This is a genomic window from Paenarthrobacter sp. C1 (assembly GCF_049315185.1).
Classification (GTDB): domain Bacteria; phylum Actinomycetota; class Actinomycetes; order Actinomycetales; family Micrococcaceae; genus Arthrobacter; species Arthrobacter nicotinovorans.
The window spans coordinates 3717495-3731896 of the sequence record NZ_CP186052.1; the positions used below are offsets into that span (position 1 = coordinate 3717495).

Below are 14402 nucleotides of genomic sequence, written 5' to 3' on the forward strand. Positions count from 1 at the left end.
GGAGCCGATTATGAAAGCAGCAAGATTCCACGGCCGCAACGACATCAGGATCGACGACGTCCCGGAGCCGGAGGTGCGGCCCGGCACCGTCAAGATCCAAGTGGCCTGGTGCGGCATCTGCGGAACCGATCTCCACGAGTACTTGGAAGGGCCCATCTTTGTCCCTGCTCCCGGACACCCGCATCCCCTGTCGAGGGAAGAAGCCCCGGTGACCATGGGCCACGAATTCTCCGGAACAATCGTGGACGTTGGCGAGGGTGTCCAGGCGCTCTCGGTGGGCGACAACGTAGTCGTGGAACCCTATTTCGTGTGCGACGAGTGTCCGCCCTGCAAGGCGGGGAACTATCACCTCTGCACCAAAATGGGCTTCATTGGGCTCTCCGGCGGAGGTGGAGGCCTGGGCGGCATGGTGGTTGTGGACACCAGGTGGGTCCACAAAGTCGGCAACATCCCGCTGGATCAAGCCGCCTTGATCGAGCCCCTGTCCGTGGCCCACCATGCGGTCGCCCGCAGCGGTGCCAAGCCCGGAGACGTTGCCTTGGTGGGTGGCTCAGGACCCATCGGGCTGCTGACGGCCGCTGTATTGAAGAGCCAGGGGGTCACCACGGTGATCAGCGAACTCAGTGCGGCCCGGAAAGACAAAGCCATCTCCAGCGGGGTGGCCGACTATGTCATCGACCCCGGCCAGGAGGATCTGCAGGCACGGCTGTTGGAGCTGACAGACGGCGTGGGCGCGGACGTGGCTTTCGAGTGCGCCGGAGTCAACGCGGTGCTGGATACGCTCCTGACGGCGGTGAAACCCGCAGGTGTGGTGGTGAACGTTTCCATTTGGGGCCGGCCGGCGACAGTGGACATGCAGAAGATCGTGCTGAAGGAGATCGATCTGCGCGGCACCATAGCCTACGTCCGGGACCATGCCGAGGCCATCAAGCTGGTCCAGGAGGGAAAGGTAAATCTGGAGCCCTTCATCACGGCGAGGATTGCGTTGGAAGACCTGGTGGAGCAAGGCTTCAATACGCTCATCCACCACAATGACACCGCGGTGAAGATCCTCGTCCATCCCTAGGTAGGTCCACCCCTGGGCATATCCGCCGGCGCCAGGAGCGCCGGCGGATTACTGCTCCTCGTTGACAGCCGCCTTGGTCGTTTCACGCTGGGTGGCGACCCAGCTGGCAAGTACTTTCAGGGCATCGGCGGAGGGCGTGTCTTCCTCGGCGGTGTAGACATTGATCCGCAGCCCTGGATCTGCCGCCAGTTCCAGGGCCTCGTAGCTGAGGTCCAGATCGCCCACGATGGGATGGTGAAGACGCTTGCGTCCGGTCCGGTGGTACTTCACATCGTGCCGGGCCCACCGCGTGCCGAACTCCTCACTGCGGGTCGAAAGCTCTCCGACGAGATCGCTGAGGTCTTTGTCGTAGGGGTTCCTGCCCGCGGCCGAGCGCAGTGCCGCGACGATGTCGTCAGCACTGCGCTCCCAATCGATGAAGAACTCACGGGCCTTCGGATTGAGGAACGTAAACCGGGCACTGTTCGGCGGACCGGGACGCTCAGCCATCATGTCCATGTAGAGAGCGCGGCCCAGTTCGTTGGACGCAAGGACATCACCGCGATCATTGCGGACCCAAGCCGGTGCCGAACTGATGGCATCAATGACGCGCTGCACGCTGGGACGCACCGTCCGGGGACTGCTCTTGCGGCGAACCCGCGGCGACGCCGCGGTGGAGCGGGCCAGGTCAAAAAGGTGGGCCGTCTCGGCGTCGTCAAGCTTCAAGGCCCGGGCGAGCGCCTCCAGGACGTTGTCCGAGGCGCCCGAGAGATTACCGCGCTCGAGCCTGATGTAGTAGTCAACGCTCATGCCGGCGAGCATCGCCACCTCTTCGCGGCGCAGTCCGGTCACCCGGCGCTTGCCTCCGTATGCGGGCAGGCCGGCCTCCTCCGGCGTGATCCGTGCACGGCGGGAGGTCAGGAATTTGCGAACGTCGTCGCTGAGTGTCATGGCTCTACGCTACGCGGGGCCACGGCGGGGTGGGAGGCACTGACATTACCCTGAACAAGAGTTACTCCCGGAGTGCTTGGAAGTGCTGTTCCATGGGAAACATGAATACCGAACTTACTCTCAACAACGGCGTCACGATGCCCGCCCTGGGCCTGGGTGTCTTCCAAAGTCCCCCTGAGCAGACAACAGCGGCGGTGGAAGCTGCACTGGCCACCGGCTACCGGCACATCGACACGGCCGCTGCCTACGGCAACGAGCGGGAAGTCGGCGAAGGCATCCGCAACAGCGGCCTGGACCGGTCCGAGGTGTTCATCGAAACCAAGGTCTGGGTCAGCGACTACGGCTACGAGCAGACACGGCACGCCTGGGAGAAGGCCACGGCCAAACTGGGCGTTGATTACCTCGACCTGCTGATCCTGCACCAGCCCGCTCCGGACCGCTTCGACAAGGTCATCGCCGCCTACAAAGCGCTGGAGAGCCTGCTCGCCGAAGGAAAGGTGCGTGCCATCGGCGTCAGCAACTTCCTGCCCCACCACCTGAAGCAGCTCCTGGCCGCAACGGACATCGTCCCCGCACTCAACCAGGTGGAGCTGCACCCGTACTTCATCCAAAGGGACGTCCAGGAAGCGGACGCGGAGCACGGCATACTCACCCAGGCCTGGTCACCGATCGGTGGCATCACGTTCTACCCCGGCTGGGGCGAAGCCCGCCGGAACGTCATGGAAGACCCCACCATTGCCGATGTTGCCCGCAAGCATGGCAAGAGTCCTGCCCAGGTCATGCTTCGCTGGCACCTGCAGCAGGGCCGGTCAGCCATTCCGAAATCGACCAACCCTGCACGCATCGCCGAGAACTTCGACGTCTTCGACTTCGAACTCAGCCCGGAAGAACTTGCCGCCATCGATGCCCTGGACACGGGCGTCCGCAATGGACCGGACCCTGACGTAGCCCGCGAAGAGCGCTTCGCGATGGTCATCCCCGAAGCCTAGAACCGAGCAAAGGAACCGCTATGGAATACCGTCTTCTGGGACGCACCGGCGTGAAGGTCAGCCCCCTGTGCCTGGGTGCCATGATGTTCGGCCCCTGGGGCAACAATGACCACGCCGACGCCATCCGCATCATTCACCGGGCCTTGGACGCCGGCATCAACTTCATCGACACCGCTGACGTCTATTCCGGTGGCACCTCTGAAGAAATCGTGGGGAAGGCAATCGAGGGCAGGCGGGACGACGTTTTTCTCGCCACCAAGTTCTTCATGCCCATGAACCCTGACGATCCCAACCAGAGTGGCGGTTCCCGCCGGTGGATCATCCGTGAGGTGGAGAACTCCCTGCGCCGCCTCAACACCGATTACATCGACCTGTACCAGGTCCATCGCCCCAGTCCCGACACCGATGTGGAGGAAACGCTGGGTGCCCTCACGGACCTGGTCCGCCAGGGCAAGGTCCGTTACATCGGCTCCTCGTCCTACTCAGGATCCCAAATCGTGGAGGCACAATGGGCGGCGCGGGAACGCAACCTGGAGCGCTTCGTCACCGAGCAACCGCCTTACTCGATTCTTGCGCGCGGGATAGAAGAAGACGTCCTTCCCACCGTCCAGCGCCATCGGATGGGCACCCTCAGCTACAGTCCCCTTGCCGGCGGTTGGCTTTCGGGTCGATGGCGGAAAGACTCAGCATCTTCGCCCACATCAAGTGCGCGTCCGAGCGCCAGGTTCGACATGACGAGGTTCGCGAATCAGCGCAAACTCGATCTCGTTGAAGACCTGGCGCAACTGGCCGAAGAGTCCGGGCTTAGCCTCATAGAGCTCGCCATTGCCTTTGTCATCAACCATCCCGGCATCACCTCCGCGATTGTTGGCCCGCGGACCATGGCACAGCTGGAGTCCTATCTTCCGGCGGCCTCAGTCGCTCTCACCGCAGACGTCCTGGACCGCATCGACGAGATCGTGGAACCCGGCGTCACCGTCAACCCGGACGACAACAGCTACGGCGCGCACGAACTCACACCCGGGGCGCGCAGGCGCCGCTGACAGGAACACGTCGACGACGGCGCTGCCCGCCTCACCCGGCGGGCGGCGTCGTCGTGCATTTTCCGGGTCCCGCTACGCCCGGAATTCGCGGTCGCGCCTGGCCATCCTCGCCTGCAGCATTCCAAGGCGGGGATCATTGCCGGCCGCTGCCTGCGCGGCAGCCAACGCTTCGAAATCGTCGGCCCCCATGTCGCTGGAGCCCCATTGCAGGATGAGGTCCTGGTCGCCGGTGGCGCGCACCGATGCGCTGATCGCTGCGTTGAGTTCGTCGCGGAGGAGCTCGATGGCAAGGTTTCCTGAGCGGGCAAGGAGCGGAGCCCTGTAAGCCTGGAGAGCTTCGGCGATGCGGGCCTTCCGCAGGTGTTCGGTCACGGTGGAGACGTCGGTGATCACCGTCAGTCCGGCCGCAAAGCGATAGGGGTTGGCCTCCAGGACCTTCCCCAGGACGGCGCGGATCCGGTGCATCTCGGTGCGGACGGAAGCTGCGGCACCATCCTCGCCATGCACCTGGTAGGCCAACTCGTCAGCGCTCCAACCACCCGAACGTGAGGCAAGCAAAGCCAGGATTTCAGCACGCCGGAGCGTCAGCGGCAGCCGCACACCGCCGTCGACCTCTGCTGTCGGGGCGTCCCCCAACAAGTTCAGTTTCAGCGTTGCGGGTGTTCTTTTGTCTGCACGGGTGGGAGCCGCATGAGGTGTGCGCGGACCGGCGGTACGCAAAAGCTCCTCGGCCAGCCGGACGGCGCAACGCACCATGCGCAGGCTGTCCGGAGTTACCGAGTCGATGGGCCCGGATACATCCAGGATTCCCAGGATCCGGTTGCTGTGCGGGTCACGGATGGGAGATGCGGTGCAGGCCCACTCGTGATGGGAACGCACGAGGTGCTCGGCTGAAAGGAGCTGGGCCGGTGCCCCCGTAATCAGGGCCTCACTGATGGCATTGGTGCCGATCCCGGACTCTGACCAGTCCGCCCCTTCAACGAACTCCAATGAATCGGCCTGTCGAAGCGCATGGCTGCTGCCCACCCGCCACAGCACCTCACCCAGCTGGTCCGTGACGATCAGGAGGTGCCGGCCGTCTGCGGATTCGTCCGCAAGAAGTTGCGTGAGCGCCGGCATGACAGGGGCCAAGGGATGGCCGGCGCCGAGCTTGCGGGCATCCTCCACCTCGTGGCGACGGAGCGGACTGTGCCGCTCAGGATTGATCCCCAACGCCAAGGAGCGCTGCCAGGACTCCAGGAGGGACTGCGGGATGCGGGGATCAGGACGCCCGGAAATCGTGGCTTCGTGGGCTTTGCGAAGGATGCGGGCGTACTCCGACGGCGCGGAAAGCCTCAAACCATCCATGCGCGCTGCAGCGGCAGTGACACTTGGCATGCAGTTTCCTCCAATTCACCATCGAATTGCCCGGACCACGTTCCAGGAGCGTGCGCCGCCTTCCCAGTGTAGACCGGGCAAGCCCCGGATGTGGTGCGGGTCACCAAGCCGACCGCCCGGACACCACCATGTCTCCGGAGTCCGGTCCGTTGCGTAATTCGGCCCAATTTCGCATTCATGCTTCTCGTATAGGATGCAGGAAGAACGGCTACGCGTCAGCGGGCAGAAGAGCCTGGAGGGGTCCAAACGGCTCGCCAATATCCATGCCAGGAATCCCATTGATGGGAAACGCGCTGTCGTGTCCGGAAACAGGCGAAATTGCCGTTTCCGCTAAGGCCGGTTTTGAAAACGCTATGGGGGCGATACAGAACGATGAAGAACACACGCAAGCACCTTTTAATGCCTTCGGGCAGGCCCAGCCACGCTTTCACCGGTAAAAAGCCATGACCGGGCATACCGGGAAAACTCCGGAGAACCCATCGGACGAAGAACTGATCTCTTCCGTCCAGGGCCAGGACGCCGCAGCCATCGAAGAGCTTTACCGACGCCATGCCGCTGCCGGGCTTTCCTACGCCAAGAAGCTATTGGGCAACGGCTTCGACGCCGATGACGTCAGCTCCGAGGCCTTCCTCAAGGTCATTCATGCCATCCAGCGGGGAAACGGACCGGATGGCCCCTTCCGTCCCTATCTCCTGCGGGCCATCAAGACCTCAGCTGCGGATCATTGGACAGCACGCTCACGCCACGAACTCGTGGAGGAGCCGATGGAGTTGCCCCACGACGAGGACGGCTACGAGGACATCCTGCACGAGAAGGACCGGGAACTGGCCGGCGCTGCTTTCGCGTCCTTGCCGGCCCGTTGGCAGACCGTGTTGTGGCATGTGGACGTCGAAGGCGAACGGCCCCGCCAGGTAGGGCCGCTGCTGGGCCTCGAACCCAACGCCGTTTCAGCCATTGCAGCCCGGGCCCGAAAGGGACTCCGGTTGGCTTATCTGGAGGCCTACGTGGATTCCTCCCTCGATGAGACGTGCAAGCCGTATGTGCCGCTGCTGGCCAAGTCGGTAGTCGACGGATTGTCTCCGTTTGAAGACGTGCGGCTGCAGAAGCACCTCGCAAAATGCCTCGCCTGCACCTCAGCTGCCACGGCCCTGATGGATGTTCGGTCCACGATGCGGCGGGCTGTCGCGCCCTGGCTGGTGGGACCGGCCGCCGTGCCCGTGATGATTGGTTCCGGAGCCGTAGCCTTGCCCGCCACGACAGGCACACAACTTCCCGGAGCCCAAGCCACCACCGGTTCCGCAGCGCACTCCGCTGGAATGGGAATCGGGGCGTGGGCCGCCGCCATCGCCGTGGTTGCCTGCGTGGCAACAGGCGCTATCGCCGTCGCAACAGGCTTGGGTTCAACCCCGTCAGCTACGGATGCGGCGAATTCTCCGGCCGAAGCGGGACCCCTTGGAGCACCTCCGGCAGGAGGCACCCCCGCGGACGGCGGCCCGGGGCCGGGCAGCGCCGGGGTGCCGCCGGCAGGTGTCAGTCCGGATTACGCCGTGATCTCACTGGACCAGCCACGTGCCGAAGCACTCCAAGTCCCGCTGCCTGTATCCATCCGCCCGATTCCAACGGACTCCCCCGCCGGTTCGACGCCGGAGACCACCCGCAGGGAGGAACCCAGGTTCCCACAACAAGGCACCACGGCAGCGCCGACCATCGCCGGTCCCACGCCGGGCTTCTCCCCGACATCCCTGCCGACGAGCACACCCCTGCCTACAAACGCCACTCCTGCGCCGAGCCCCAGCGAAACGCACCAGCCAAGCCCCACGGCAACGCCAACGCAAACACCCACTGTGGCACCAACCCCCACGCCGACCAGCACAAGTGTGCCAACACCCACGCCCACTCCTACCGTCACACCAGGGGAACCCTGCCCCTGGTGGTGGTGGTTCTGCACTCCGTAGCTTCCACTCCGAGGCTGCCCGCGGTCCCCGGACAAGGACTGAATAAAAAACTTTCGAATTCCCGCGTCACGTTTTTAAGTGACAGCCGTATACATCTTGAAGGGCTTGTGCCCTGACTCCGTTTCATCGGCGAACCGTTCATCGTAACGGCGCTGACTCCTGTGTGCCTGCCGGTTAGCCGGACGCATCACAGTTGTGCCGAAACGGCATCAAAGAGGCTTTGGGAGGCAAACCAGACCGAATTGTTGATGGCGCGCGCCCAGACGCGGGCTACGGAAGTAGAAGTTTACGGCCCGGTGATGCCCATCGCCGGGTCATGGGGGGTGGCTCTTGCGTGCAGGATCTAACGGCTACGGAGCGCCCGAATCTCTGGGAGCGGAAGGCTCTGCTCCCACCGGACACCTTAAAAGGGGTGCAGTAATTGGCTGACGGCACTAACCGACTCAGCGGCGGGACGACAGGTCCCGCCGTCGGTGCAGATCAACGACATATACACAGGCCAGCCGGGCTTCCCGCCCGTCGCCGGCCCCGGACCGGTAAAGGCAGGCGCGGCGGCAGGCAGGCTTTGGCACTCCTGGCGAGCAGCGCCGTCGTCGCCGGTTTGTTTACCGGAGGTGCGCTGACATTGTCGGCAGGCCCGGCCACAGCGGCAGATGCTTTGAGCTGTGGGGCCGTGTACTCGGTCCAGGGCAGCGGCAACCGCAACTTGTGGCTCGTCAACACCGCGACAGGGACGCAGACCAGCGTCGGGAACTTCACCATTGCCGGGTCCAACCAAAACCTCAATGGTCTGGGCATCGCAGCCGATGGCAGTGCTGCCATCGGCGTCCTGCCCAACAGCAACGACACCGGCCGGACCATCTACCGCCACGACCGGGCGTCCAACACCACCTCGGTACTGGGCGCGGGCGAAGCAGGAACTCCCGTCACCCACGGCGCCATCAATCCTGAAAACGGCTTCTATTACTACGGCGGATTCACCGGAAATACGATCCGCGTTTACGGGTTCGACACCGTCAACAACGTCTCAATCGGCCTGGTGGCCAGCGGTGACATCCCCAACGCCGGAGCCAACGGCGACTGGGCTTTCGACAAACAGGGCCGCTTGTACGTGATGGGCGGTGGGTCAACCCACAGCATCCTCTCTGTCATCCAGCAGGAGATACCCGCGGCAGCCGGCGCACCCGTTGCCGTGACGGCCAACCAGCTGGTCTCAATCGCCACCCCGCAGCCCATCAACGGCATCGCGTTTGGTGGTGACGGCCTGGTCTACCTGGGCAGCTCGGACACGCTCCGCCAAGTGGACCCCATCTCCGGCGAAGTCCTGAGTTCCAAGCCCTTCTCCCAGGCCGGGTCCGTGGACCTGGGCTCCTGTGCGACCCCCAACACCATCACGGTCAAGAAGGACTTCCCGCACGGCCGCGTCACCCCTGCCGACCAGGCCACGCTCACCCTGAAGGGTGACGGTCTTCCGGTAACCGGCGTTCAAGCCACCACCGCCGGCACTGAGAACGGACTCCAGGACCAGCCCGGCGAGGTAGTAGGCCCGGTCTTCGGCCGCACAGGCACCACGTATGCCATTTCCGAGTCCGGCAGCACGGGCGTGGGATACGCCTCGAGCTGGTCGTGCATCAATGAAAACAACGGTGCTCCGATCTCCAGCGGCACAGGAACCAGCGGGAGCTTCACCATGCCGGCAGCTGGATCCGATGGAATTGCTGTGCTCTGCACGTTCACTAACGCCGCACGAATCACGGATCTGGTCCTCGACAAGAAGGCCGGTGCCCCCAGCGGGAACACAGCCGGCTCAACTGTCCCTTACACCTTTGACGTCACCAACACCGGAACCGTCCCGCTGGAAACAGTCAGCGTAAACGATCCCCTGGTGGGAGCAGTCACATGCCCTCCCGGTCCCCTGGCCGTCGGAGCGACCGTCACCTGCACGGCTCCGCCCTACAAACTCACCCAGGACGATGTCACTGCGGGCCAAGTGATCAACAAGGCCACAGCCACCGGGACAGTAGCCGGATTGCCTGACGCTACGGACGACGATTCCACCACGACGCCGATTGCGTCCTCACCGGCGCTGACCCTGAAGAAGAGCGCCGGAACGCCGGTTGATGTCAACAATTCGGGTCTGACCGACGCCGGGGACACCATCGCGTACACGTTCCTGGTGACCAACAGCGGCAACTTGCCGGTCTCCGGCGTCGTCATCAATGACAAGCTGCTGAGCGGCCAGAACCCGGCAATCGCAGTAAGCTGCGAGGCCACATCACTTGCCCCTGGCGCCTCCACGAACTGCAAAGCTGATCAGCCCTACACCATCACCGAAGCAGACGAGACAGCCGGCAAGGTGCTCAATACTGCCACGGCCCAGGGCACCGATCCCCGCAACCAGCCTGTAGTTTCCAACGAAGACAGCACCGAAACCCCGGTCAGCGCTCCCGCGCCGTCGCTGTCCATCGAGAAGACTGCCGGCACGCCGGTGGACAAGAACAACTCGGGTATCACGGACGCCGGAGACACCATTGCCTACACCTTTGTGGTCACCAACACCGGCAATATCCCCTTGCATGACGTCAAGGTCAACGATCCAAAAATCGGTTCCGTCACCTGCGAAAAGAACGCTCTTTCACCTGGCGAGAGCATCAGCTGCACGGGCGATGCCCCGTACGTTGTAACCGACATGGATGAGCTTCACGGTTCGGTGGACAACACCGCCACGTCTACCGGCACGGATCCCGACGGCGACCCCGTCACGTCCCCTCCGGACACCACCACCACCAAGGTCACGGTTCCCGCCCCGTCCCTGTCCTTGGAGAAGTTCGCCGCCGCTCCGGTGGATGTGAACAATTCCGGGATCACTGACGCCGGAGACACCATCGCGTACACGTTCACGGTCACCAACACCGGCAACGTCCCGGTAACCGCCGTTAAAGTGGTGGATCCGCTTGCGGGCGCCGTCACGTGCAAAGTCACGGAGCTTGCTCCCGGCGCAACAACCAACTGTGCCGCCGATGCACCATACGTTGTGACGTCAGCCGATGAAGCAGCACACGTAGTGCGTAACACCGCCCACGCCGAGGGCATGGACCCCGACACTGAAAAGGTTGCCTCCGACCCGGATACCACCAACACTCCAGTCACCGAGCAGGCCCCGGCCCTGACCCTTGAGAAATCAGCAGGGGCCATCAAGGACACCAACGCCTCGGGCATCATCGACGCCGGAGACACCATCGACTACACCTTCGTGGTCACCAACGATGGCAATGTGCCGGTTCGCCGGATCACGGTCAACGATCCCCTGGCCGGTGCAGTGACCTGCGAAGCCGCCGATCTCGCCGTGGGTGCATCCACTCACTGCAGGGCAACTGCACCCTATGTGCTCACCCAGGCTGATGTGGATGCGGGCAAGGTCCACAACGTGGCCACGGCCACTGGAACCGACCCCGACAACCAGCCCACCACCTCGAATGAAGACTCGACCACCACCAACGTGCCGCACGCTGCTGCACTGGTGATCGACAAGTCTGCTGCACTGGTTGATGCCGACGGCGACAACCTCGCCGACGCCGGGGAAACGGTCAACTACACGTTCGCGGTGACCAACACCGGGACCGTCACGCTGAACGACGTCGTGGTTGATGATCCGATGCTTGGCAACGCCGGCGTCACCATCGAATGCCCGACGACGAGCCTCGCCCCGGGAGAAACGGTAACCTGCACCGCTGCCTACAAGGTGCAGACCAAGGATGTGGAGTCCGGTCAGCCGATCCGGAACGTGGCCGGGGCCAAAGCAGTCAGCCCCGATGGCGACGTTTCCTCACCCACGGACTCGGCTGAAACCCCGGTGGGTCCCAAGGCCCAGCCGGCACCGCTGGCCGTCACCGGAGGAGTTCCGTTCCTGGTGGCCGGCATCGGCGCAGTACTCCTGGCCGCAGGCGTCGGGCTGGCTTTGATGACCCGCCGGCGTCGTGCATGACAGAAAGCTGATGCTCGCTCAATGAGCTGAAGCCGAACACTTCCCGGGTGCCCGCCGGGAACACGAAGCGACGGCCGGATCACGTCCCCCCGACTCCCGGCCGTCGCTTTTGTGCATCAACTTCGAACGAGGAAAAGATGGCCATCACCACCCATACACCCGCCTCGCTTGCCGCGTGGGAGTCCGCGTTGGCTGCCCGGACCGAGCTTTGCCTCTCCGTGGCGGGGATCCACCGGGGAAAGCTGACCCTTTACGCAGGCCCCCATCACACCGGCCGCAGCCCTATGGCCATCCTGGATCTGCCCGGCACCGGCACCTATATCAGCCGCCCGGCCAACGGCGGAATAGAGCACTGGATTGCAGGCATCCTCGAAGGTGCCCAATCCGTTACGAATAGGACCCCGGAATCACGACACGTTCCGGCAGTTCTTCCCACTCAATTGATGTGAGGCTGTCCAATGGGGGACGAGAGACAGCCGTAGTCGGAGGGCAACGCCCTTGCTGACCAATCACCGAGCACCGACTGGCCTTTGGACGACGAAGCCGGCGGCGCCTTTGGCTGCTTTCCCCCCTTCCCCGGCAGCAGCCAGTGTGGCCGGCCTGACTATTAACGCCCTCAGGTCCGGCCACACAACCTTTGCCATGGGATGTTGACTTGACTCCGGTGGCTGTATTCTCTATTTGAGCCACGTCTGGATGGCCTTTTTTCTGGGGGAATTTTGACTCATTCTCGACCCGCGATGCTGCGCGCCCACCTCATGTCCTGGGGGCTCGGTGCGCTGGCAATCGGGACCGCCGTCCTGCTTTCGGCGTGCACCATGCTCCCGCTGCCACGTTCGGCCGAACCCTCGCCGAGCAAATCTCCCGCGTCAGCGGAGGCACCCCCGCGCAACAAGGAAACCGCGACGGCGGCCTGGGAAGTTGCGCTCGATCCCATCGGTCAGCCGGTGGTCGCCGACGGGGTGGCACTGGTCTACACCCGGGGCAGTGCCGGTGTGGAAGCCCACGCCCTTTCCGTGGCTACGGGCAAGGAGTTGTGGAAGCAGCCGGTTCATCCGGGATACGACGCTCCGGGGAACCCGTTGAAGCCTGCGCTGACAAGGACTGCTTCGGGGAAAAGCGCCGCAATCTTCCTGCAGGCCGCTGCCGCTCCGGCGGGCATCGACAGTGACGGCGTCTGGTGGACTTCGCCTGTCGCCTTTGATCTGGGCACAGGCAAAGAGCTCTACCGGGGAAGGCCTGAACTGGTCAGTACGCGCCCCTTCGCCTGTGACGAACTCTTCGACATGTGCTTTATCGCCTTTGACGACTCAGCGCAGTCAGTTGAACACTGGGTGGACTTGGAAACCGGAGATGAGTCCGGAGGCGCCGACATCAACGAGCTCACCGGATTCTTCCAGCCGGTGGGCAAAGAACTGTATGCGGTGGAAAAAGACGGTGTCGAAAAACTGGCTCACGTCTCCTACGGCGAGGTTAAGTGGCAGATCGAAGTAGAGAAGGTTTTTGGAAAAGGTGCTTCCACCGATTTGGGGTGGCATTTCACTTACTCTGAGAAGCTTGACCTCTATGTGGGCTCGGTCGGAATCAATCCGACGGGTGTCGACCCCGAGAAATTCCCGGAAAAATCCTTATCGCTGAATCTTCGCGAAAGCACTAAGACCGTCGGTTTCCGAGCCTCGAGCGGGCGGGTTTTATGGACAGCGGATGCCTCCACACTCGAATGCTCAAAGACAATGAGTGCCGGTGACACCAAGATGGGCACTGGAACCGCATTGCCCATACGGTGCGAATACGTGGACGGCTACATCGAGTTTCCCGCGGGCAAATACCGGGGCGCCCGATCCAAAATAGTGGGCTACGATCCCCTGACCGGCGAAGCATCCTGGGAGAGCGAACCTGTCTATGTGTACAGCTGGGACGAGTACGGCCTCATCCCTTCAGCAAGCCACGGTGAGTTCCTGATTGCAGGCACGTTCTGGGACTCAAATCTGGTAGACACCCGCACCGGAAAGCCCCGCGGGGCAAGTTTCGACGACGGCTTCATCTGTTGGAAGCAGGCAACATATACCGCTCCACCGAACGGTCCCTACAAGGACCGGCCGGGAGGCGACATAGGTGCCGGCACTCAAACGGCGTTCCCGTGCCTGAAGGGTGGCTCGGCCACCCTGGCCTTTACCTACGGCGCCCTGACAGATGTGACCACCACGGATCAGGACATGGCCGTCATCTCCCTGGAAGGGAAAGTGGCCGGCTACAAGCTCCTCAAGGAGTTCGTCTAGCCCTTGAAAACGGGCGCCCGCTTCTCCTGGAAAGCCCGGAAACCCTCGGCGTAGTCGTCGGTCTTGCACAGGCGTGCCTGCTCTGCGTTCTCCTCCACCATGGAATCCCACAGGCCCAGGCGCTGGTCGCGGATGTGTGCCACGAGTTCCTTGGACGCAACAAACGCCTGGGTCGCGCCCGCGGCGACCCGCGCAACAATCGCCCGGGTCTCATCGAGCAGGACATCAGCAGGCATTGCCCGGCTGAACATCCCCTGGGCCACGGCTTCGGCCCCGGAGATCAGATCAGCGGTGTAGATCAGGTCCAGGGTGCGGTGCATGCCCAGGCGTTCGGCAAAGTACCAGTGCCCACCGGAGTCCAGGGTCGCCCCGAGCTTGGCAAAGGGCGATCCGAACTTGGCGTTCTCCGCCACATACACCACGTCGGTGGCCAGGAGCAGCCCCAGCCCGACTCCCAGGCAAGCACCATGCGCGGCGGCAAACGTGGGCGCCGGGAACGCAGCCATCTTCTTCAACAGCGGCTCCACGAGTCCGCCGAGATACGCCTGTGCATCATCGGTTTCAGGAGTCACGGCCGCGATGTCCCGGCCGGCGCAGAAGGCACGGCCCTCGCCGCGAAGCAGCAGCGCCCGCACTTCGCCGCGCGAGGCGGCGGCAGCAGCGTCGTCGTACGCCTTATCCAGTTCCGCCAGGGCGTCCTCGTTGAGGGAGTTCAGCTTTTCGGGGGCATTGAGGACAATTTCGGCAATGCCGTTGGCAATGGAGAGCTCGATCATGG

10 protein-coding genes are annotated in these 14402 nt (G+C 63.5%); 7 read left to right on the forward strand and 3 right to left on the reverse strand.

Going from position 1 to position 14402, the window contains the following annotated elements; genetic code table 11:
- The first annotated feature begins 10 nt into the window (after positions 1–10).
- Positions 11–1066 (forward strand): 2,3-butanediol dehydrogenase, encoded by a 1056-nt coding sequence (locus tag ACNAOU_RS17385; RefSeq protein WP_422757350.1) that lies wholly within the window; start codon positions 11–13, stop codon positions 1064–1066.
- A gap of 48 nt (positions 1067–1114) precedes the next feature.
- On the opposite strand, the gene ACNAOU_RS17390 is transcribed toward ACNAOU_RS17385, so the two are convergent.
- Positions 1115–1996, reverse strand: coding sequence for a helix-turn-helix transcriptional regulator (locus tag ACNAOU_RS17390; protein ID WP_018776912.1), 882 nt, complete (start codon positions 1994–1996; stop codon positions 1115–1117).
- Positions 1997–2088: 92 nt separating this feature from the next.
- On the opposite strand from ACNAOU_RS17390, the gene ACNAOU_RS17395 reads away from it, so the two are divergent.
- Both ACNAOU_RS17395 and ACNAOU_RS17400 read left to right on the forward strand, forming a co-directional pair.
- Positions 2089–2985, forward strand: coding sequence for an aldo/keto reductase (locus tag ACNAOU_RS17395; RefSeq protein WP_422757351.1), 897 nt, complete (start codon positions 2089–2091; stop codon positions 2983–2985).
- Positions 2986–3005: 20 nt separating this feature from the next.
- Entirely contained in the window at positions 3006–4028 is a 1023-nt protein-coding gene (locus ACNAOU_RS17400) for an aldo/keto reductase (RefSeq protein ID WP_422757352.1), read from the forward strand.
- Between the two features lie 72 nt (positions 4029–4100).
- On the opposite strand, the gene ACNAOU_RS17405 is transcribed toward ACNAOU_RS17400, so the two are convergent.
- The gene (locus ACNAOU_RS17405; RefSeq protein WP_064721467.1) at positions 4101–5405 is read right to left on the reverse strand and encodes a GAF domain-containing protein; all 1305 of its coding nucleotides are present in this window, start codon (positions 5403–5405) and stop codon (positions 4101–4103) included.
- Positions 5406–5848: 443 nt separating this feature from the next.
- Between ACNAOU_RS17405 and ACNAOU_RS17410 the strand changes: the two genes are divergently transcribed.
- The 4 genes from ACNAOU_RS17410 to ACNAOU_RS17425 all read left to right on the forward strand — a co-directional run bounded on the left by ACNAOU_RS17410 (position 5849) and on the right by ACNAOU_RS17425 (position 13624).
- The gene (locus tag ACNAOU_RS17410; RefSeq protein ID WP_422757353.1) at positions 5849–7360 is read left to right on the forward strand and encodes a sigma-70 family RNA polymerase sigma factor; all 1512 of its coding nucleotides are present in this window, start codon (positions 5849–5851) and stop codon (positions 7358–7360) included.
- A 421-nt stretch (positions 7361–7781) separates the two neighbouring features.
- A complete protein-coding gene (locus tag ACNAOU_RS17415) occupies positions 7782–11345 on the forward strand; it encodes a DUF7507 domain-containing protein (protein WP_422757354.1) in 3564 nt (1187 codons plus the stop codon).
- A 137-nt stretch (positions 11346–11482) separates the two neighbouring features.
- Complete coding sequence (locus tag ACNAOU_RS17420) at positions 11483–11794, forward strand: hypothetical protein (RefSeq protein ID WP_422757355.1); 312 nt, start codon at positions 11483–11485, stop codon at positions 11792–11794.
- Positions 11795–12064: 270 nt separating this feature from the next.
- On the forward strand, positions 12065–13624 hold the full coding sequence (locus ACNAOU_RS17425; protein ID WP_422757356.1) for a hypothetical protein: 1560 nt from the start codon (positions 12065–12067) through the stop codon (positions 13622–13624).
- On the opposite strand, the gene ACNAOU_RS17430 is transcribed toward ACNAOU_RS17425, so the two are convergent.
- Complete coding sequence (locus tag ACNAOU_RS17430; RefSeq protein ID WP_422757357.1) at positions 13621–14400, reverse strand: enoyl-CoA hydratase/isomerase family protein; 780 nt, start codon at positions 14398–14400, stop codon at positions 13621–13623. The genes ACNAOU_RS17425 and ACNAOU_RS17430 overlap by 4 nt on opposite strands.
- Between the last annotated feature and the right edge of the window lie 2 nt (positions 14401–14402).